Here is a 19920-nt window from a genome sequence, read left to right as displayed (position 1 = left end):
AAAGGTCAACGTCTTCGAGAAAGTCTCGAACCGTTTGACCTACTTAGTTTTCAATGATCTCAAACTCAAACTTAACTCTTCTTTCGAAGCGTCTCATCGTTTGTGGACGGGAATTATAGGGGATTTAACTGAGAATGTCAAGAGGTTTCTCGCCAAATATTAGAAATATGACAAAATAAATTTATTTTTTATTTCGCACTTGTAAATATGTAACATTATTACCCATTTTTGCACTCTGAAGTTCTACTTTTATCCCCATAATCAAATCAACGGTTAATCGAACTACTGTATAATCCCTTTTGTAAAAACCCTTATAAGGAAAAAGCAATGGCTTTATATGATCGCGAATACGCACGAGAAGGTGCTTTTGGTTACGAGAGCGCTTACAAAAGTGAAGCGCAGATCGTTTCGTTTGTTAAAGATACCTATAAATTGTTTGCCGCTTCTATGTTGGCAGGCGGTGTAGGTGCTTATGTCGGTATGCCGTTTGCGGGAATCGTTGCGGCGAATTATTGGTGGATTGCTATCCCGTGGATGCTCTTTGGAATGTTTGGTCTTCAAATGATCAAAAACAAACCGGGTATCAATATGATCGGATTGTTTACATTTACCTTTGCCAGCGGTGTTATTATCACTCCGCTTCTTAGCCATGTTCTTCACATGTCAGGTGGTGCGGCTCTCGTCGGAAATGCGTTTTTTATGACAGCGGCGTTGTTCGGTGGTCTGAGTTTCTTCGCTATTAAAAGCGCGAAGGACTTCACAACGTGGACAAAACCGATCATGATCGCTTTCTTTATTATATTGGCAGTCTCATTGATCAACGTCTTTTTCTTTAAAAGTCCGATGCTCTATGTGGCTATCCAAGGTATTTTCTTACTCGTTATCAGTGTAATGGTTTTGATTGATACTCAAAACGTCATTCGCGGTGCGTATGAAACACCTATGGATGGTGCGATTGCACTTTATCTTGATTTCTTTAACCTTTTTATCACTTTGCTCCAACTCTTCGGAATCTTCGGTGGCAGCAGCGACGAGTAACATCCTTCCTCCGGAGCTTCTCCGGGTGGTGGATGCCAACCTTAACCGTCTCAAAGAAGGAATCCGTGTGATTGAGGATATAGCGCGCTATGTTCACAATGACAAGGAACTTGCCACCACACTCAAAAAACTACGCCATTTATGCCGCATTGAACCCATAGAGGAACTCTTAGCATCACGAGATAGTGTCAATGATGTACTCCGCCCGACGATGCAAAGCGAAATGAACCGAACCGATCTACGTTCTATAGTAATAGCAAACTACAAACGGGGACAAGAGTCTTCGCGAGTTTTGGAAGAACTCTATAAAATAGTGGAACCTGCCTTGAGCGAACAATTTAAACAGATCCGCTACGAACTCTATACATTAGAAAAGAAAAACCTTTTAGACCTCGGTAATGAGCGTCGTTGAATCATAAGCATATCATTATCATTGGAGCAGGACCGGCTGGGTTAATGGCAGCAGATGTTTTATCTGCTGCGGGGATGAGTGTCGATGTTTATGAGTCGAAACCCTCGGTAGGTAGAAAGTTCCTCATGGCAGGCAAGGGGGGATTGAATATAACCCATAACGAGCCAATATGCGATTTTATCCGCCGCTATGATCAACCAGAGTGGCTAAAGCCTATGATCGACACATTTGATGCCACGATGATTAGAGCATGGATGGAAAGTTTAGGGGTCGATTCGTTCGTCGGGACATCGGGACGGGTCTTCCCCCTCGAGATGAAGGCGGCACCGCTGTTACGACGTTGGCTCTCTTCTTTGAAAAAACGAGGTGTTCGTGTCCATTGTCGCCACTATTGGCAAGGTTTTAACGATGATGGCAGTCTATACTTCAAGAGTGTTGATGGCGAAATAACCGCAACAGCCGATGCAACCATTTTAGCTTTGGGCGGCGGAAGTTGGGCCAGTTTGGGTTCAGATGGAGCGTGGGTAGATATTTTGGCAGCGAAAGGTGTAAAAATCAATCCTTTATCTCCATCCAACTGTGGGTTCAAGGCAACATGGTCTGAATTCATACAACCTCATTTAGGGAAACCGTTAAAAAATATATCGGGCTGGGTTGGGACCCCTGAAGAGGGTATCAGCTCTTCCGAAGCCGTTTTGACAACCTACGGTATCGAAGGGGGATTAGTCTATGCGCTGTCGCGTCCGCTTCGGGAGGAAGTGATCGCGAACGGCACGGCAACACTCTATTTAGACCTTTTACCCCATATCACTGAAGCCCAATTGGTGTCACGTCTCACCTCGTCCGGTAAACAATCTACCGATAACACGTGGCGCAAAGCAGGATTGGAGGGGGTTAAAGGAGCTATTATTCGGGAACTATTACCGAAAAATAAATGGTCTGACTCGTCCAGTGTTGCGGCATGTGTTAAGCAGTGCCCCATCGTCCTCACAGGAATGCAACCTATCGATGAAGCGATTAGTACCGCAGGAGGGGTGATGCGTGAGTCCATGAGCAAAGATCTTATGTTACATGCTCTGCCGAATGTGTATTGTGCAGGCGAAATGCTCGATTGGGATGCGCCGACGGGGGGTTATCTGTTAACCGCTTCCTTTGCCAGCGGAGTATTTGCGGCGAATGGTGTATTAAAAACACTCACGTCATAGCCGGAACAAGCACAATCAGTGACGGCACTCATTATCGATACAATGGCGTTCTTTTTCAATATATTCTTCAGAAACATGAAGATTACTGCATGAACCTAACAGTCCATAAAGCTCCATATCTGCTCCGGTGATGTGCCGAACGGTATTTCCTTCTCCGTCAATAAATACAAATATTTCATATTTATGCTCATTTTTTTTAATATGATGGGAAAAAATAACATATTCGGCCTTCTTAAGCTCAGGGAATTGTTCACAAGTGGCAATATATTTTTCACACTCTTTATCTATTTTTTTGATTTCCAAAAACTCTGACTGAATCGCATCTCGAAGCACAGGCATAAGATTTGGAATTACCTCTTTAAGGTTATCGTATTTTTCAATTCCTCGCATAATGTTCTCCTTCTAAAAATTCTATATTCGTTGAATACTATAACGCTTTACATGAAAAGTATACATTTTTTTTGATTTAACCTTTCCTGCTCAGCTTACAAATCACCCAAAAGCGCTGAAAGGTTCAGTTCGGTAAAATTTCGACAATAACCGATCTAAAAAGGGCTTTATGCAAACATTGGCACAACTTCGCTCCGGCAATCTCAAAGGGATTAAACGCTTAACACTCTGTGAAAACCTGAGCGTTTTCCCTGAAGAGATCTTTGATCTTGCCGATTCTTTGGAAATTTTGGATTTGAGTAACAATCTTCTCTCCTCGCTCCCCGAAGATATAAGCAGACTAACGAATCTGAAGATTGCCTTCTTCTCTAACAACCGCTTTACTTACGTCCCCTCTTTCAAAGGGTGCGAACACCTTTATATGGTAGGGTTTAAAAGCAATCAGATCGAAACGTTCGACGAAGAGGTTCTCCCTGAGACTATCAGCTGGCTTATCCTGACCGATAACAGACTCAAATCCCTCCCAAGGTCTATCGGGAAACTCCACAAACTGCAAAAATGCGCTCTGGCAGGAAACCGTCTCGAAACACTCCCTGACGAGATGGCGGCGTGCCGAAATCTCGAACTTCTCCGCCTATCCGCAAATAACCTCGAAACAATCCCCTCATGGCTGTGGAATCTGCCGAAACTCTCTTGGCTCGCCTTTTCAGGAAATCCGTGCAGCCCTAAAGCTCAGTTTGAGCTTCAAGAGACAGACTACGAATCATTAGAGATAAAAGAAAAACTGGGTTCAGGGGCTTCGGGAGATATTTACAAAGCCTATTCGAAATCTCACGAAGAGGAAGTGGCTCTGAAACTTTTCAAAGGCTCAATCACCAGTGACGGGTACGCGCACGATGAGATGAGTGCCTACATGAGTACGGGTGAGCATCCAAACCTCATCAAAGTCCTCTCGAAACTGCAAGGAGATGAGCGTCTAGGATTGGTACTCGAATACATCCCCAATGTTTACCGCAATCTGGGACTCCCTCCCGATTTTGAGACCTGCACGCGTGATACGTTCACTAAAGAAACCACCTTTACTCCTGAAACTATCTACGAAGTGGCAAAAGGGATCGCCTCCGCCGCCGCACATCTGCACGCGAGAGGACTCATGCACGGCGACCTCTACGCCCACAACATCCTCATCAACGACAATGACCACTGTTATCTGGGGGACTTCGGCGCGGCAAGTTTTTATGAACCACACCGCAAAGAGTTCGAGAGGATCGAAGTGCGAGCGTTCGGATGCCTGATTGAAGATATGCTCTCGCTCTGCTCTACCAAAGAGGGGTCTATCTATGAGATACTGGAAGAATTGAAAGAGAAATGTATGAATGAAAATGTGGAAGAGAGACCGCTTTTTAGTGAGCAGAGGTTGTAATAAACACAACCTCAAATTCGAGATAGTTTAACGGATAGGTTTCCATCAGTCGTTTCGTTTGTGCAAAATCGAGAACCCTGCGTCCACCACTCACACCGCTTCGTTTAATATAGCGAAACATCTCCCGTACCGAATCAAACTCTAACGTATAGTGAAGCACTTCAAAACGGGCATCCAAATGTTTCTCGGCGATAGCCATCACCTCATCAGAACTTCGAAGCAATGGAGTTACCTCAGCGCACTCGTGTAAGGTTTTAAACGTCCCTGCTGTGAAGATCGCCAGTGACATCGGGGTGTTCAGGGAAGCGAGAGACTCTATAACGCGATCCAAATCCTCCGCCCACTGCAATGCCGAAGCGGAGTAGATACGATCAAAGTGCTCACCACCCAGTCTCTCAAATAACGCTGGGTTGTTAAAATCTCCCAAGATTAACTCGACATTCGGGGATACAGGGTGATGTGAGAGCATGGAATCAGAGAAATCGACTCCGACGAAACGCTCAATCTCCCAATCGATCAATGAGAAGAGGGTTCCGTTTCCGCATCCCAAGTCCAAAATGCGACTCGGCTGATCGGAAGTGGAGGTGATCAGTTTATCCGCGACATGCCGCTGAATGACATTGCGGCTGCCGTACTCTGCCGCGTAGCGTGAAAACTCATGACAGGCACTGCTCATCGGCGGTTAACGACCAATGCGATAATAAAAATGAGCAAAAGGCACAAGACGATTGCCGCACCGCTGGGAAGCGAAAAAAGATACGATGCACTCAGTCCGATCACCACTGAAATCAAGGCAATAGCCATAGAGAGGAGCGTCGTCGGATAAAAACCCATCCCGAATCGGATCGCGGCAACCGGAGGGATCACCATTAATGCACCAATCAAGAGCGTCCCGACGACCCGAATCGAGAGAGCGATAATAATAGCTATCACGCTAACGAGCATAAAGTTCAACATCGTAACCCGAATTCCTCCCGCGCGGGCAACATCTTCATCAAAGGCGATAAAATAGAGTTCCTTGAAAAATACCAGCAGCAAGGCCATCGCTAATGAACCGAAAATTCCCATTACCCATAAATCTTCAACACTTACCGAGAGGATAGAGCCAAACAGGTAACTAAACAAAGAGGCATTAAACGATCCCGCCAACGAGACGATCACTATGGCAAGGGCAAGCGAACCCGATAAGAAAATTGCCAGTACCGAATCGGAGTACATCCCGTAAACGCTTCGCAAATACTCGATCAGCCATGATGCGACAAGGGATGCGATGACCGCCATCCATAAAGGGCTCATTCCGAATAAAAGTCCTACAGAGACTCCAACCAATGAGACATGGGCAAGTGTTTCACTCAGCAGTGAATAGCGGCGAAGGACAATGAATGATCCGCTCAGCGAAGCGAGAACGGCAATCATAAGCCCTGCGATAAAAGCACGCTGCATAAAGGGGTAATTTAGCATTTCCATCATCATTGATTCCTAATGGTTATGACACACGACATGAGCAGGGACGCCGTATAATCGGCTCATCTCATCACATCGGATCATTTCGGCAGGATTTTGGGAAACCAATAAAGTTTGGTTTACGAATAAGACACGGGTAATATCTTCTGCAATCACCCCGATGTCATGGGTTATAAAGAGGATAGAGAGTTTTTTGGTTCGGTTGAGAGTGCGAAGAAGCGTATAAAAACGGTGCTGAGATTCGACATCAACCCCCGTATTGGGTTCATCGACAATCAAAACTTCAGGGTTGGAAGCCAAAGCACGGGCAATCATCACCCGCTGGCGTTGACCGCCGGAGAGATTCCCGATAAGACGATCCGATAAATCACTCACACCCATCAGCTCCATTGCTTCGAGAATAGCGGTTTTGTCTTCGGCCGATTCAAATCCAAAAATTCCCCGTCTGGCATATCGTCCCATTCCGACGACTTCACGCACCGTAGCTGGGAAAGTACTGTCCACAAGAGCGGAACGCTGCGGAACGTAACCGATTCGGTTCCAATCGTGAAAGCGCTTTTGAGAAGTACCAAAAAGAGAAATCTCCCCCGATGTCGGTTTTTCCAGCCCCAGCAAAAGGCGGACAAGGGTCGTTTTCCCTCCGCCGTTGGGACCAATAATTGCGCAATATTCTCCCGGCAAAATACGAAAGGACACCCCTTTTAGGACTAAACTCCCTTGCCGCTCAAAGTTGAGGTTGTTCACTTCAAAAAGGCTAGGGGAAAATTTCAACGGCACTCCATCGCTTCTCGTAATTTTTTCAGATTCTCACGCATAATCGTAAGATAGGTTTGATGCGATTTTAACTCATCTTGGCTAATATTTTCCAGCGGTTGAAGCGGTAAGGCTTTTGCGCCTGTCTCTTTTGCAATGGTTTGGGAAACGTTATCGTTGATCAATTCTTCAAAAAAGATGGTTTTCATCCCGTGTTCTTTCACTACTTCGACAATATGCGCCATCACTTGTGCACTTGGCTGTTCATCGGATGAGAGACCGATCACCGAAATATTTTCGAGGTTATTGGCATGGGCGAGATATCCGAAGGCGTCATGATTGGAAATCAGCGTACGGTTTTTACACTCGGACAATCCTGAAGCATACTCTGATTTTAGTTTTTCGAGTTCGGTAATATAGACGGCTGAGTTTTTATGAAATTGTTCTGCTTTTGCAGGGACGAGCTTAGTGAACTCTGTATCCAGCGTTTGGGTCATTTTAATCATATTATCAATATCAAGCCAGTAGTGAGGGTCATACACTCCGTGATGGTGATGATCTTCATGAGTAATAGGTGCTTCATCGCCATGCTCATCGTGAAGTGCCTCTTCACCTTTTTGTAAAGCGACATGTTGACTCATATCGATTACCCCCGTCGTTGAAGGAAGGGTCGTTTTTAAATTCTCCGCCCATATCTCAAATCCCGCACCGTTAAAGACGAATAACGCTGATTTGGAGATGTCGGCTACTTGGGTAGGATTCGGGGAGAACATGTGGGCATCACTCCCCAAAGGGACGATGGAACGGACATCGATCGCATCACCTGCAACCGCATTGGCCGCTTCCAACAGCGAAAACGTACTCACAGAGACAACTACCCTATTGTCTGTTGGCGTCGTTGTTTTCTGAAGCTGCGGAGAAAAAAAACTCATCCCCATTACGATTGCGGCGATGATACTGCCAAAAACGATCAGTCGTTTCGTATCCATAAATTTATCTCTCTTTCACACGTAATACTATTCGTCTAAAATTACGAATACGTATAGTAATAGGCAATGGACGTCACAACAATACCGATAGCAAGCCCAAGCTTTTTCTTTAAAGTACATTTTGTACACACAGTGTTTCCTTTTCAAAAAGAGTATCTTAGTATCTCTCTTATTAAAAAAAGGCTTCATTCCTCTCTTATGAACACTATGCTATAATCGCGAACTTTTTAAAAACTCAAGGATAAACATGACAGGTATACTGCTCATCGTGCAGATCGTTTTGGTCGTTATGATCACCATCGCGGTACTGTTACAAAAAAGTTCAAGCATCGGGTTAGGTGCTTACAGCGGATCAAATGAATCGGTATTCGGGGCTAAAGGACCAGGAACTTTTTTAGCGAAAGTCACCTTCTTCCTCGGATTTATTTTCGTTGTCAATACAATCGCATTGGGCTATTTTTACGCTCAGCAAAAAAGTGCTTCCGTTGTGGATGCCATGGTAGAAAACAATGACGTTGCAGCTCCGACAATCAACGTCGTAAACGATATCAACAAAACCACTAAATAAGACAAGGGGGATTTCATGCTAAACGAAGTCTATCAATTTTGTGAAGAAAAAATGCAAGGGAGCTGCGAGCATCTCCTTAGTAACTTCCGCACTCTCCGAACCGGCAGAGTCACAACCAAAATTTTGGATAATGTTCGTATCGATAACTACGGGTCAATGACTCCTATCGATCAAGCGGCAAGCGTACTCGCAACCGATGCAACCACGATTACCATCTCTCCGTGGGACAAATCGATGCTCTCTGTCATCGAAAAAGCGATCATGAAAGCCGATATCGGGGTCAATCCGAACAATAACGGAACCGAAATCAAACTGTTTTTTCCTGCAATGACAGTCGATCAACGTCAAGATACTGCGAAAAAAGCACGCGGCATGGCGGAAGATGCCAAAGTAGCGGTACGCAATGACCGTAAAAAAGCAAACGATAAAATCAAAGTTCTCGAAAAAGATAAATTGGTAACTGCCGATGAGTCCAAAGGTGCTCAAGACAAAGTTCAAAAAATTACCGATAAATTTATCGCTAAAATCGAAGAATTGCTCAAAAGTAAAGAGCAAGATATCTTGACGGTATAATCACGATGGATATCAAACAAATCTATCTCGATGCGAGCGCGATGCTCGAAGGGCATTTTAAACTTAGCTCGGGCAATCACTCTGCTTATTACCTCCAATCGGCAAAAGTGTTGGAACAACCCAAAACGGCAAAGCTTCTTGCTGATGCACTGGCTGCCAATATTCAAGCAAACGGGATCGAAATTGATACCGTTTGTGCTCCGGCACTCGGTGGTTTGATCGCAGGTTTCGCTCTTGCAACCGCGCTTGATAAACGCTCTATTTTTGCGGAACGGGTAAACGGTGAGATGCAAATCCGTCGCGGCTTTGAAATCAGCGCGGGAGAGAGAGTCATCATTTGTGAAGACATCATCACTACCGGCGGTTCAGCAATGGAAGCGGCAAAGGCAATCGAAGCCCTCGGCGGAGTAGTCGTCGGATTTGCCGCACTTGCCAACCGTGGTTTTTGCAAACGGGAAGGTAGCGCATTGGAACGTAAAGTCAACTGTGCTTTACCAGACAATAAACCGCTTTTCGCTCTAGCCGATTTTGATTTTGAAATGTACGCACCGGACAATTGCCCGTTATGCGTCAATGGCTCTGAAGCAATCAAACCGGGTTCAAGAGGAAACTGATGTCCGCTAATCCTGATAATTTTAAAGTCGATATGCCGCATCTGCAAAAGGTGCAGCGAACACTTCGGAAAGCGGGAAATATTTTCCCGAATGAAAAACCTCTCATCGAGACGCTTGAAGATTTGATCATCAAAGCGCAAGATGACACCTCGCTCAATACATATTACTCTATGGCTCAATATTTGAAGCAACGCCTCAAAGAGCTAAAAGCGAATTTGGATCAGCCGCTCGAAGCGGTTGATACAGCATTGGAAGATTTGGATTGGTCAATCCGTTACCTCCAGTGGCTCGTTAACGAACAACCTTCACATTCATAACTCGCAGTGCAGTGCTTCGCTCACAAGGCGGGCTGCCACCTCACGTTTTCCATCTATCGTTACGCTGATGGGCAAATCACGCAACGTCCTTTTTTCCTCAAGACTGATTACTTTTACCACTACTTTTACTTTTGGCGCATGAGTCAAAACTGCTTCACAAATCAAACGCTTCTTTTCTAAATTATCCAGGGTAACAATGACACTTGCCGCCTCTGCTGCATGTATTTTATCGAGAATCGATATTTTCGACATATCGCCATAATAGGCTTTTTCCCCGTGGGATATCGCCTCTTGCACATGCTTATAGCTGTTATCGACAATGATGTAATTAACGCCTTGAGCGTGAAGCGCTTTTACCACAAAACGACCGACAACCCCATATCCGCACACGATGAAATGATTTTTCTCTTCGCTTAAGGTACTGAAATCCTCGATAGCACCCGGCTCTCGGAAGAAAAGGGAGCTGATTTTAGCAAGATTGGAGAGAATAAAAGGGGTAATCAACAAAGAGAGTACGATCGCTAATACCAACATTTGCGATAGCGACTCATCCAAAAGTTTATGATTGCTCGCCAATGCAAAAACCGCAAATGAAAATTCCCCCACCTGTGCCATCGCGATAGAAGCTTTGAACGCTGTTTTAGATTTAGAGTAGATATTGACGACACCGAATATAACGATCGCTTTTATCAGCATAATGGCAATTAATAATCCCATCACCTCCGCCGCATGGGATACAAAAAATGCCAAATCGATTTTCATCCCTACCGTAACAAAAAATGTCCCCAATAATAAATCTTTAAACGGAGCTATATCAGATTCGACTTTGTGATGGTAACGGGTTTCAGCAATAATCATCCCCGCGATAAATGCTCCCAGCGAATAGGTAAACCCAAAAGCATGAACCGCCAATGATGCCCCGACAACAATCAGAAGAACAGAACCCATAAACAGTTCGTCAACATTGCTCGATGAGGAGAAATGCAGCAGCCAAGCCATCACCTTTTTCCCGACAACAAAGAGCAAACTGACGATAACGATAGCACTCAGGGCCGTTTGAAGTAAAACCGACGCAATATCACCACCCGAACCTAAAAACCCGATCAATAAGAGGATCGGGATAACGGCGATATCTTGGTAAATTAGTATCCCCATCGACTTCTGCCCATAGGGACGGGTGATCTCTTTAGTCGATTTCAGATAACTCAAAACCACCGCTGTAGAGGAGAGAGCCAACGACATTGATACAATCAACGACGTCGCCAAATTGAGGTGAAAAACTCCGTAGGTTAGTGCTAAAAAAATAGCGGCAGTAATCGTCGTTTGTAAAAAACCGTTAAAAAATACATCGATCTTCATCAATGCAAGGCGCTGCAACGACATCTCCAGACCGATTGTGAACATTAAAAAAACAATTCCAAACTCTGCAATGGACTCAAGTGCATGCGTGTCAGCCATATGACGAAGATCAAACGCATACGCCACCACGACACCCGTCATGATGTAACCGATGATCTGTGAAATACCCAATCGCTTTAATATCAGATTAACAATAATCGATATTCCAAGAGCTGTTGTCACGTAATAAAGAGCTGATTCCACTAATTTCCATTTTCAAACGTTTTTATAAGTCTTAAAAGTATATAATACGTTCCTTAAGAAGAGCGGCAATTTGTCGACGTTTTGGATCATCACGACCCATTTAACCCCATCGTAAAAACGCTAAGCGCCAAGGAATGATTCAATGACCAAATATATTTTTGTAACCGGCGGAGTTCTGAGTTCACTCGGAAAAGGGATTACAGCAGCCAGTATCGGCGCCCTCCTCAAACACTCCGGCAAACAAGTCGGGATGCTTAAAATTGATCCGTATATCAATGTCGATCCAGGAACCATGAGTCCATTGGAACATGGTGAGGTATTCGTAACTCAAGACGGTGCCGAAACCGATCTCGACATTGGGAACTACGAGCGATTCCTCAATGATTCTTTTTTGCGCACCAGCAACTTTACAACGGGTCAGGTCTACAGCAGCGTTATCGAGCGTGAACGTACCGGCGGATACCTCGGACAAACCATTCAGGTCGTCCCTCATATCGTCGGTGAAATCGTCGATCGGATTAAAAAAGCGGGTGAGGGACACGAGATTCTCGTCGTTGAACTCGGCGGTACCGTTGGAGACATCGAAGGATTGCCGTTTATGGAAGCGATTCGTACCATGAAGCATGATGACGAGGTGGAGGGGACATTCTTTATCCACGTTACCCTCATCCCATTCATCAAAGCAGCCGGCGAGCACAAAAGCAAACCGACCCAACACTCCGTTCAAGAGCTTCGCCGTATCGGTATCACGCCTCAGATGATTATCGCCCGCAGCGAAGAAAAACTCCCGAAAACATTCAAGAAAAAACTTGCCCTCGCGTGTGACGTCAGCAACGACAGCATCATTGAAGCGATGGATGAGCAGACGATTTATGCCGTACCGCTCAGTTTTCTCCACCAAAATATCCTCGCACCGATCAGTAAAGAGCTAGGGTTGGGTGAGCTTAAACCCGATATGGAACAATGGGATACATTGGTCAAAAAAATCGTCTCCCCTAAATACCATGTCACCATCGGTTTTGTCGGTAAATATTTGGAACTTAAAGAGTCGTATAAATCACTTATCGAAGCCCTGATCCATTCGGGTGCCCATTTGGACACCCGCGTACAAATCAACTGGGTTGACAGTGAAAAGATCGAGAGCCAAGGAGCCGAAGCGCTCTTACGCGACTGTGATTCGGTTCTCGTTGCCGGCGGTTTCGGCAATCGAGGTGTCGAGGGTAAAATTCAGGCAATCCGTTATGCACGTGAAAACCGTATTCCATATCTTGGGATTTGTTTGGGGATGCAGCTCTCCATCGTTGAATATGCCCGTAATGTTTTAGGATTTGAAGATGCAAACTCAATCGAGTTTAACCCTACAACAACCCATCCTATGATTTATTTGATCGACAATTTTATCGACCAATCAGGCGAAAAGCAGTTGCGTACCCATCATTCTCCTATGGGAGGAACACTCCGTCTGGGCGAATATCCATGTGAAACCAAAGAGGGTTCCAACCTCCGTGCTGCGTATAACGGTGAAGCACTGATTCACGAGCGTCACCGCCACCGCTATGAAGCCAACCCAACGTACCGTGAAGCACTTGAAGCGGCAGGAATGACCGTTACCGGTGAATCACACGGCTTGATCGAAGCGGTTGAAATTCCGGCACACCCATGGTTTTTAGGTGTACAGTTCCATCCGGAATTTACTTCAAGGCTTCAAAGTCCGAATGCTTCTATCCTCGGATTTGTCAAAGCCAGTTGTTCTCATGCGAACCCTGCCTGAGGTACCCTTTCTCGACCATCATACGCTGGGGAATTTTTTAGCGCGCCGTTTTGAGGCGCAGAGCGAAAAACTCTCCGATATTCCCCATCCCAATCAGCTCAAAGATGCCCAAAAAGGTGCCGAACGTTTAGCCCGTGCAATCCGTAACGGTGAACGTATTGCGTTGGTAGGTGATTACGATGTGGACGGAGTCACCTCTACTGCTATCGTCAAACGCTTCTTTGACCTCATCCCCTATCCCCTATTCACCACCATACCGAACCGATTTACCGACGGATACGGTGTCTCTAAAAATGTTCTCGAACGGCTCGATGCAGATGTTATTTTTACGGTTGATAACGGTATCAATGCACTCGAAGCCGCAGAAGTATGTAAGAGCAGAGGGATTGATCTTATTATCACCGATCACCATACCCCCTCCGAGATTCTTCCTGATGCTTATGCCATCATCAACCCCAAACAGCTCGATTGCCCCTATCCGTTTAAAGAAATTTGCGGTGCACAGGTGGGATGGCTTCTCATGGGACTGCTCAAACAAGAGCTTGAACTCACCATTAATATGCGCCAGTTCTTCCCATTTCTCGCCCTCGCGATTATTGCCGATGTGATGCCGCTGGTGGGAATCAATCGCGCTATTGTCAAAACAGGGCTGGAGATGATGCAAAGTTCAACCCTCTCGCCCTTTGTCCTGATCCGCGATTTTCTGAACCGATCCAATGTCTCCTCAGAGGATATCGCCTTTCAAATCGCCCCCCGAATCAACTCGGCAGGACGGCTTGAAGACGCTAAAATCGCTTTGGATTTTCTCTTGGCTGACACCACTGAAAAAGCCTATCATCAGTTCGAACTCCTCACTGCCCTCAATACCCTGCGCAAAGAGACCGAAGCACAAACAACTGCCGAGGCGATGACACACGTCAATCCGAATGACACCGTTATCGTCGTAGCCGGCGAACACTGGAACGAGGGTGTTGTGGGTATCGTCGCATCACGCCTCGTAAACCATTTTCAAAAGCCTGCCATAGTTCTCAGCATCCATAACGGCATTGCCAAAGGCTCAGGGCGCAGTATCGGTGCGGTTGATCTTTATACCCTTATCAAAGCCCAAGAACATCTCCTCGCCAAATTCGGCGGTCATAAAATGGCGGCGGGGTTATCGATGAGCAGTGATATCGTCGAGCAATTTCGTCAAGGAATCAATGAAGCGGCAAAGCATGTCAATCCTGCTGATTTCATCCCCCATAACGAGATCGTCGGGGAGCTGGAACACGAGATGATCAATTTTCAGCTCTTGGAACTGCTGGAACGGTTTGAACCTTACGGCGAGGGAAATCCCCGCCCCCACTTTCTGATTCGCGATGCCGATGTTGTAGCGGTCAAACTTTTTGGAAGCGATCAATCCCACAGCCGTTTAGAACTGCGTCCCTCTCGGGTTAGTCAGAAAACACTTGAGCTGATCGCTTTTCGACGAACGTTGGAGTGCCCCGAAAATAAAAAAATGTCGTGCAGTTATACGGTGAATAAAAATGAGTGGAATGGGCGTGTCTCGATCCAGCTTATGATAGAGAGGGTATTTTGATCATCCGGTTCCTATCTCTGGCCATTTTTACCCTCATCATAAACGGTTGCGATGCTCCCAACGAGCCGCTACCGTATCCGCTTACCATCAGTGAAGAGGGTCTCGGTTCTATTCATCATAATACCCCTTTTGATCAGGTAAGCAGTTCCCTTAGCGGTTTTACGTTCGAAAAACTGAGTCAAATTTCCCCCGATCAGAATCAAATCATTTTTCAAATGAAACGGGGAAAGAGTTCCATAGCGGATATCGTCTCTGACCCGTCCGGCAAAAAAATTGCCGAAATTCAGGTGGTGTCGCCTCTTGTTAAAAACAAATACGCTCAAGGCATAGGAGATACCCTCCCTCTGAGCAAAACACTCCAATGCGACGATGATCTGTGTCACAACGAAAATGAACCCTCCGTGCACTACCGGATTGATCGAAATACGCGAACAATAAAAGAAATAACCTTTTCACGGCTATAATACGGTATGGACACATTTTTTATTGAATTTCGCGATCCTCTTTTCGGTGTCGTCGTTTTTTTTATTCTCCTTTTTATCCTCTCCTTCTTAAGCTATTGGTGGGGACGATATAAAGCAGCACGTGAGCATCGCAATCTCGAATCGTTTTTAGGCAAATTCGAATCGATCGGTGAGGGGGTCAAACTCACGGAGCAGGTACAACAAAACTCTCTTTCCAGCGAATCTTGGCTCCTTTTGGCACAGAGTTTTGAGCATCAGGGAAATTATGAAAAAAGCGTCGAGATCTATCACGCCCTCCTCTCCAAAAACCGTGACCCTATTTTCCAAAAAGATGCGCTGTTGCTGCTGGGAAAAAGCTTTTTCAAGGCAGGCTTTTTAGAGCGCTCCCGTCAAACGTTCCTTCAAATCCTCCAAAATCATCCCCGAACGCCGCAAGCCTTGCACTTTTTGATTTTGATTTACGAACATCTTCAACAATACGACAAAGCATTAGAAGTAACAGAATCTCTCCTTGAACTTTCTCCGGATACGATAAGCGAAAAGCTTTATCTCGAATGTCGTATCCTTATTGCTAATCATCGCATCGACATGGATGAGAAAGCCCAAAAACTGATCGAACTCTACACAACGCATCGTAAACTCGGCTACATGATTTTCGAATGGCTCTTTACCTATCGTCCACTGTTGGGATGGAAGCATTACGATCAATCTTTAAGCGCCCGGCTGAGCGATATTTTATGGCGTATTGGAGATGAAAATCTCGATTTGGATATAATTGCAAGCAACACCTATTTACGCGAACTGTTTAGCGCTAAAGGCTCAGTTAGTCTAGCGGAGGGGAGCTCGATTTTCGAACTCGATACTCTTATTGCACTACGCCGATGCGGTGCGGGAAAAGCTACATTGCAGTTTGAATATACGTGTGATAAATGTAATTCAATCTCATTTTTGCCGTTTCACCGCTGTCCACATTGCCATGCCATCGATTCCGTAAACGTGCTGATGAATCTCTCAAAGGAACGGTTTGAAGAAAATAACTCTCTTCAGTGACGGCTCGGCATTGGGTAATCCGGGACCGGGGGGATTTGGTGCGATTCTACGCTACGGTGATAAGGAACGGATCATAAGCGGCGGAGAAGCGCATACGACTAATAATCGTATGGAACTACTCGGGGTGATAGAAGGGCTGCGGGCACTCAAAGAGCCCTGCGATGTTACCATTATCTCAGACTCAAGCTATGTCATAAAAGGGATCAATGAGTGGCTGGACGGGTGGATAAAACGCAATTTTGCTAAAGTAAAAAATCCTGATCTGTGGCACGAATACATCACCGTTTCTGCTGGTCATCGCATCAACGGAGTATGGGTTCGGGGTCATAACGGTCATCCTGAAAACGAACAATGCGACCAAATCGCTCGTGAAGAAGCGGAAAAATTTAAAAAAGGAATAAAAGAGTAATGGATAACTTAACCACCCTGCAAGAACGTTTAGGGTACACATTTCAAAACCAAAAGCTCCTTATTGAAGCGCTGACGCACAAAAGCTACAAACAGCCCTACAATAATGAGCGCCTTGAGTTTTTGGGTGATGCGGTACTCGATTTGATCGTCGGCGAATATCTCTATGCCAAATTTCGAGATTTTGATGAAGGAAAACTCTCCAAAATGCGTGCTTCGCTCGTCAACGAAGGAGGATTTACCTCATTGGCCAACCATCTCGGACTCGGTGAATACATCTATCTCTCAAACGCCGAAGAGAATAACAGCGGCCGAACTAAAAGCTCGCTCCTTTCCAATGCATTTGAGGCACTCATGGGGGCTATCTACCTCGAAACCGGCTTGGGCAAAGTGCAAGAGATCACCATTTCTCTCCTCGAACATGTCCATCCCGATATTTCGCTTGATTCGCTCTTCAAAGATTATAAAACCTCTCTCCAAGAGCTAACCCAAGCCCACTACGGAACAACTCCGGAATATCAGCTCATCGCCGCACACGGACCGGATCATAAAAAAGAGTTCGAAGTCGCCGTCTTGATCGATGGAAAACGATACGCTGCCGCACAAGGAAAAAGTAAAAAACAAGCTCAGCAGGAAGCGGCGCAAATTGCCCTTGATATGCTGTCAAAGGAACTAAAATGAATCGGTTCGGGGAACGTTTTACCATCACCACGTTCGGTGAGTCACACGGAAAAGCGATCGGATGTGTACTTGACGGTGTCCCTGCAGGATTAGAGATCGATGAAGCCTTTATCCAAAGTGAACTTGATCGCCGCAAACCGGGACAAAACGAGTTCGCTACCGCGCGCAAAGAAAATGATAAAGTCGAAGTTCTCAGCGGTGTGTTCGAAGGGTTTAGCACCGGAACCCCGATAACCTTGGTAATCTATAACACCGATCAAAAAAGCGGCGATTACAGCAATGTCAAAGATATCTTTCGTCCGGGACACGCCGATTTTACCTATTTTCACAAATACGGTTTGCGTGATTATCGCGGCGGCGGACGCTCAAGCGCACGTGAAACGGCGGCACGCGTAGCAGGCGGTGCAGTCGCCAAGCTGATGCTCAAATCTCTGGGAATTGAATTTACCAGCGGTATCAGTGCAATTCACGGTATTGAAGCGCAAACCCTAGATTTTAGTTATCCAAAAAACAGCCCCATCTATGCTCTCGATAAAAACGTTGAAGAGGCTCAAAAAACAGCGATTTTAGAGGCGAAAAATGCTCATGACTCAGTTGGCGGTGTCGCTACTGTAAAAATCTCGAACCTTCCGATCGGATTAGGAGAGGGGCTCTACTACAAACTGGATGCCGTATTAGCCGAAGCAATGATGGGGATCAATGCCGTCAAAGCAGTCGAGATCGGCGAGGGAACTCACAGCGCTGAACTCCTTGCCAGCGAGAACAACGACCCTATCACCCCAAATGGCTTTAAGTCCAACCATGCGGGGGGTATTTTAGGCGGGATGAGCAATGGTGATGATATCCTCATTCGTGTCCATTTTAAACCGACCCCTTCAATCTTCATCGACCAAGAAAGTATCGATACCCATAACGAAAGCGTCCACGTCTCTCTTAAAGGTCGGCACGACCCTTGTGTTGCTGTGCGAGGGTCGGTCGTTGCCGAATCGATGGCGGCCCTTGTTATTGCGGATATGGTGTTACTCAATATGGGTCGTACTATGGATGGAATCAAAGGTTATTACCTATAATTTTTTATATTTAAGGTTTATTTCACTACCATAGAGAATTCCTACAAAAAGGGTTCTTTGTGATGAGTCCAACTCAAAACTGCTATCTCCTCGACACCTCAGTTATCCTTGATGATCCAACCAATATCTTACGAATCAGCGACGAAAACCAAAACGGTATTGTTATCACTAATATCGTTTTAGGCGAGCTTAACAGTAAAAAAGATGATATGCGCTCCGAAGCGGGTTTTCAGGCACGTGAATTTTTCCGTCTTGCCGACGCGGCATGGGGGGAACCGATCAGCTTTATAGAGCTTCCAGAATGCGTTCGTAATCATGTTGACATGGAAGAGTGCAAAAATGACCGTTACTACCGCTTAGCACTCAATTTTGACCGCTCTTTGCATGGCGGAGAGGCCAACCTTATCGATCTCTTTATCGTTCATCGTGAAAGCTACCGTGTTTCTCACAATTTCTCCGAACCCAAAGGGATCAATGATGCCAAAATCGCAGAAATCGCCGATGATTATGACCTCACGCTCCTCAGTAACGATATGTCGTTTCGAATTGCCGCCGAGATTCGGGGTATCCGAACGCAGAGCATCCGTAACAGCAGTGTCGAAGCACCGGAACAAATCGACTTTACTTATACCTATGAATACGAAGAGACACCCGTTCTTCCTACAGAAGTCGAGCATCATAATTTTGATCAAATCACTTTTGTCCAAAAAGCACTCAGCACCTCATCCGAGATGTACGAGACAGGGATACAACGACACGCATTTTGTTTCAATAACCAAATAGAATGGTGCGATTTCGATCGACGCTTCGGAGAACATTTCAGCGATGAACTCGTTCGTCCGCTGAATGTCGAACAAAAATTTTATTATGCAATGATGACCCATCCCCAAAACTACGTCACCGTCGTTGCCGGTTCAACCGGATCGGGGAAAACACTGGTCGCACTTCAAGCGGGATTGGAACTGGTCGAAGAGGGAATTGTAGAGGGGATCGTATACGCACGTAACACTGTCACGTCAAACGATCAGCAAGCCGAACTGGGATTTAGAAAAGGGGATGAGGAACAAAAACTCGGCTTTTTTATGTATCCTCTGTATGCCGCAGTTAACTTTACAATCGAGCACCAAAGCAAACGCTCTATCGATGCGCGAGTCGAGTACACAGGCAATACTAACTCCGTCAAACGGGAAAATGCGACCGAAGTGTTTATGAAAAAATACAATATCGAAGTCATGGATATTGCTCACATGCGAGGTACGACGATCTCACGTAAATTCGTTATCATTGACGAAGCGCAAAATATGACCAACGCCACCCTCAAACTCATCGGAACCCGTATGGGGGATGAGACTCGCCTCGTCGTCATGGGAGATCCGGGACAAATCGATCATCCGTTCCTCTCCAAGCGTCGCAATGCCCTCGTCAGTTTGCTGAACAAAGCACAGCATAATAATTTTATCGCGGGGATTCAGTTACGGCATACGATTCGTAGCCAAGTAGCCGATTGGTTTGATAAGAATTTTTAAGGATTTTTCCGTTCGCCCTGAGC

Annotated in this window: 22 protein-coding genes; 16 read left to right on the top strand and 6 right to left on the bottom strand. The window is 45.7% G+C overall.

The window, feature by feature from the left end; genetic code table 11:
- Nucleotides 1-327: 327 nt before the first annotated feature.
- From PHI47_RS11685 to PHI47_RS11675, 3 genes are read left to right on the top strand one after another with little or no spacing between them, the layout of a single operon-like run.
- Nucleotides 328-1038, top strand: coding sequence for a Bax inhibitor-1/YccA family protein (locus tag PHI47_RS11685; protein ID WP_299937551.1), 711 nt, complete (start codon nucleotides 328-330; stop codon nucleotides 1036-1038).
- On the top strand, nucleotides 1019-1450 hold the full coding sequence (locus PHI47_RS11680; protein WP_299937549.1) for a thiamine-phosphate pyrophosphorylase: 432 nt from the start codon (nucleotides 1019-1021) through the stop codon (nucleotides 1448-1450). The genes PHI47_RS11685 and PHI47_RS11680 overlap by 20 nt, the downstream gene beginning before the upstream one ends.
- Nucleotides 1447-2655, top strand: coding sequence for a TIGR03862 family flavoprotein (locus tag PHI47_RS11675; protein WP_299937547.1), 1209 nt, complete (start codon nucleotides 1447-1449; stop codon nucleotides 2653-2655). The genes PHI47_RS11680 and PHI47_RS11675 overlap by 4 nt, the downstream gene beginning before the upstream one ends.
- 15 nt (nucleotides 2656-2670) lie before the next feature.
- Here the strand turns inward: PHI47_RS11675 and PHI47_RS11670 are convergent, their stop codons facing one another.
- Entirely contained in the window at nucleotides 2671-3045 is a 375-nt protein-coding gene (locus PHI47_RS11670) for a hypothetical protein (protein WP_299937545.1), read from the bottom strand.
- Between the two features lie 169 nt (nucleotides 3046-3214).
- On the opposite strand from PHI47_RS11670, the gene PHI47_RS11665 reads away from it, so the two are divergent.
- A complete protein-coding gene (locus PHI47_RS11665) occupies nucleotides 3215-4468 on the top strand; it encodes a protein kinase (RefSeq protein ID WP_299937541.1) in 1254 nt (417 codons plus the stop codon).
- On the opposite strand, the gene PHI47_RS11660 is transcribed toward PHI47_RS11665, so the two are convergent.
- The 4 genes from PHI47_RS11660 to PHI47_RS11645 are packed head-to-tail and all read right to left on the bottom strand — an operon-like array spanning nucleotide 4449 to nucleotide 7674.
- Complete coding sequence (locus PHI47_RS11660; RefSeq protein ID WP_299937538.1) at nucleotides 4449-5144, bottom strand: methyltransferase domain-containing protein; 696 nt, start codon at nucleotides 5142-5144, stop codon at nucleotides 4449-4451. The genes PHI47_RS11665 and PHI47_RS11660 overlap by 20 nt on opposite strands.
- Nucleotides 5141-5929: a metal ABC transporter permease gene (locus PHI47_RS11655; RefSeq protein WP_299937535.1), complete on the bottom strand. Its 789-nt coding sequence runs from the start codon at nucleotides 5927-5929 to the stop codon at nucleotides 5141-5143. Before PHI47_RS11655 ends, PHI47_RS11660 begins: the two co-directional genes overlap by 4 nt.
- 18 nt (nucleotides 5930-5947) lie before the next feature.
- Nucleotides 5948-6709, bottom strand: a complete 762-nt coding sequence (locus tag PHI47_RS11650) for a metal ABC transporter ATP-binding protein (protein WP_366882935.1) — start codon at nucleotides 6707-6709, stop codon at nucleotides 5948-5950.
- The gene (locus PHI47_RS11645; protein WP_299937529.1) at nucleotides 6700-7674 is read right to left on the bottom strand and encodes a zinc ABC transporter substrate-binding protein; all 975 of its coding nucleotides are present in this window, start codon (nucleotides 7672-7674) and stop codon (nucleotides 6700-6702) included. Before PHI47_RS11645 ends, PHI47_RS11650 begins: the two co-directional genes overlap by 10 nt.
- Nucleotides 7675-7921: 247 nt before the next feature.
- Between PHI47_RS11645 and secG the strand changes: the two genes are divergently transcribed.
- Genes secG through PHI47_RS11625 form a run of 4 tightly spaced genes read left to right on the top strand, consistent with a single transcriptional unit; the run spans nucleotide 7922 to nucleotide 9746 of the window.
- A complete protein-coding gene (gene secG, locus PHI47_RS11640; protein ID WP_299937526.1) occupies nucleotides 7922-8242 on the top strand; it encodes a preprotein translocase subunit SecG in 321 nt (106 codons plus the stop codon).
- 15 nt (nucleotides 8243-8257) lie between these two features.
- Complete coding sequence (gene frr, locus PHI47_RS11635) at nucleotides 8258-8815, top strand: ribosome recycling factor (protein WP_299937523.1); 558 nt, start codon at nucleotides 8258-8260, stop codon at nucleotides 8813-8815.
- Nucleotides 8816-8820: 5 nt separating this feature from the next.
- On the top strand, nucleotides 8821-9429 hold the full coding sequence (pyrE, locus tag PHI47_RS11630) for an orotate phosphoribosyltransferase (RefSeq protein ID WP_299937520.1): 609 nt from the start codon (nucleotides 8821-8823) through the stop codon (nucleotides 9427-9429).
- On the top strand, nucleotides 9429-9746 hold the full coding sequence (locus PHI47_RS11625; protein WP_299937517.1) for a hypothetical protein: 318 nt from the start codon (nucleotides 9429-9431) through the stop codon (nucleotides 9744-9746). Before pyrE ends, PHI47_RS11625 begins: the two co-directional genes overlap by 1 nt.
- Here PHI47_RS11625 and PHI47_RS11620 read toward each other — a convergent pair.
- The gene (locus PHI47_RS11620) at nucleotides 9741-11348 is read right to left on the bottom strand and encodes a cation:proton antiporter (RefSeq protein WP_299937514.1); all 1608 of its coding nucleotides are present in this window, start codon (nucleotides 11346-11348) and stop codon (nucleotides 9741-9743) included. The two genes, PHI47_RS11625 and PHI47_RS11620, sit on opposite strands and share 6 nt — an antisense overlap.
- A gap of 142 nt (nucleotides 11349-11490) precedes the next feature.
- Between PHI47_RS11620 and PHI47_RS11615 the strand changes: the two genes are divergently transcribed.
- The 8 genes from PHI47_RS11615 to PHI47_RS11580 all read left to right on the top strand — a co-directional run bounded on the left by PHI47_RS11615 (nucleotide 11491) and on the right by PHI47_RS11580 (nucleotide 19897).
- A complete protein-coding gene (locus PHI47_RS11615) occupies nucleotides 11491-13119 on the top strand; it encodes a CTP synthase (protein WP_299937511.1) in 1629 nt (542 codons plus the stop codon).
- A complete protein-coding gene (recJ, locus tag PHI47_RS11610; RefSeq protein WP_299937508.1) occupies nucleotides 13064-14698 on the top strand; it encodes a single-stranded-DNA-specific exonuclease RecJ in 1635 nt (544 codons plus the stop codon). Before PHI47_RS11615 ends, recJ begins: the two co-directional genes overlap by 56 nt.
- Complete coding sequence (locus tag PHI47_RS11605; protein WP_299937506.1) at nucleotides 14695-15162, top strand: hypothetical protein; 468 nt, start codon at nucleotides 14695-14697, stop codon at nucleotides 15160-15162. The genes recJ and PHI47_RS11605 overlap by 4 nt, the downstream gene beginning before the upstream one ends.
- 6 nt (nucleotides 15163-15168) lie before the next feature.
- A complete protein-coding gene (locus tag PHI47_RS11600) occupies nucleotides 15169-16212 on the top strand; it encodes a tetratricopeptide repeat protein (RefSeq protein WP_299937503.1) in 1044 nt (347 codons plus the stop codon).
- Complete coding sequence (gene rnhA / locus PHI47_RS11595) at nucleotides 16187-16621, top strand: ribonuclease HI (RefSeq protein WP_299937500.1); 435 nt, start codon at nucleotides 16187-16189, stop codon at nucleotides 16619-16621. The genes PHI47_RS11600 and rnhA overlap by 26 nt, the downstream gene beginning before the upstream one ends.
- Nucleotides 16621-17301, top strand: coding sequence for a ribonuclease III (gene rnc / locus PHI47_RS11590; protein WP_299937497.1), 681 nt, complete (start codon nucleotides 16621-16623; stop codon nucleotides 17299-17301). The genes rnhA and rnc overlap by 1 nt, the downstream gene beginning before the upstream one ends.
- Nucleotides 17298-18371 (top strand): chorismate synthase, encoded by a 1074-nt coding sequence (aroC, locus tag PHI47_RS11585; RefSeq protein ID WP_299937494.1) that lies wholly within the window; start codon nucleotides 17298-17300, stop codon nucleotides 18369-18371. The genes rnc and aroC overlap by 4 nt, the downstream gene beginning before the upstream one ends.
- Nucleotides 18372-18433: 62 nt before the next feature.
- Nucleotides 18434-19897 (top strand): PhoH family protein, encoded by a 1464-nt coding sequence (locus tag PHI47_RS11580; RefSeq protein ID WP_299937491.1) that lies wholly within the window; start codon nucleotides 18434-18436, stop codon nucleotides 19895-19897.
- Nucleotides 19898-19920: the final 23 nt, after the last annotated feature.

Origin of the sequence: Sulfuricurvum sp., from assembly GCF_028713855.1 — a bacterium.
In the GTDB taxonomy this organism is placed as follows: domain Bacteria; phylum Campylobacterota; class Campylobacteria; order Campylobacterales; family Sulfurimonadaceae; genus Sulfuricurvum.
The sequence above is the reverse complement of the archived record's forward strand: the minus strand, read 5'-3'. Positions and strand labels throughout refer to the sequence as shown.

Excerpts from the sequence above, each read along its gene's own strand:
- PHI47_RS11645 (WP_299937529.1), bottom strand. The coding sequence starts at position 7,674 with ATGGATACGAAACGACTGATCGTTTTTGGCAGTATCATCGCCGCAATC.
- PHI47_RS11665 (WP_299937541.1), top strand. The coding sequence starts at position 3,215 with ATGCAAACATTGGCACAACTTCGCTCCGGCAATCTCAAAGGGATTAAA.
- recJ (WP_299937508.1), top strand. The coding sequence starts at position 13,064 with ATGCTTCTATCCTCGGATTTGTCAAAGCCAGTTGTTCTCATGCGAACC.
- PHI47_RS11660 (WP_299937538.1), bottom strand. The coding sequence starts at position 5,144 with ATGAGCAGTGCCTGTCATGAGTTTTCACGCTACGCGGCAGAGTACGGC.
- PHI47_RS11670 (WP_299937545.1), bottom strand. The coding sequence starts at position 3,045 with ATGCGAGGAATTGAAAAATACGATAACCTTAAAGAGGTAATTCCAAAT.
- rnc (WP_299937497.1), top strand. The coding sequence starts at position 16,621 with ATGGATAACTTAACCACCCTGCAAGAACGTTTAGGGTACACATTTCAA.
- aroC (WP_299937494.1), top strand. The coding sequence starts at position 17,298 with ATGAATCGGTTCGGGGAACGTTTTACCATCACCACGTTCGGTGAGTCA.
- PHI47_RS11685 (WP_299937551.1), top strand. The coding sequence starts at position 328 with ATGGCTTTATATGATCGCGAATACGCACGAGAAGGTGCTTTTGGTTAC.
- PHI47_RS11580 (WP_299937491.1), top strand. The coding sequence starts at position 18,434 with ATGAGTCCAACTCAAAACTGCTATCTCCTCGACACCTCAGTTATCCTT.
- PHI47_RS11655 (WP_299937535.1), bottom strand. The coding sequence starts at position 5,929 with ATGCTAAATTACCCCTTTATGCAGCGTGCTTTTATCGCAGGGCTTATG.
- PHI47_RS11600 (WP_299937503.1), top strand. The coding sequence starts at position 15,169 with ATGGACACATTTTTTATTGAATTTCGCGATCCTCTTTTCGGTGTCGTC.
- secG (WP_299937526.1), top strand. The coding sequence starts at position 7,922 with ATGACAGGTATACTGCTCATCGTGCAGATCGTTTTGGTCGTTATGATC.
- PHI47_RS11615 (WP_299937511.1), top strand. The coding sequence starts at position 11,491 with ATGACCAAATATATTTTTGTAACCGGCGGAGTTCTGAGTTCACTCGGA.
- PHI47_RS11625 (WP_299937517.1), top strand. The coding sequence starts at position 9,429 with ATGTCCGCTAATCCTGATAATTTTAAAGTCGATATGCCGCATCTGCAA.
- frr (WP_299937523.1), top strand. The coding sequence starts at position 8,258 with ATGCTAAACGAAGTCTATCAATTTTGTGAAGAAAAAATGCAAGGGAGC.
- pyrE (WP_299937520.1), top strand. The coding sequence starts at position 8,821 with ATGGATATCAAACAAATCTATCTCGATGCGAGCGCGATGCTCGAAGGG.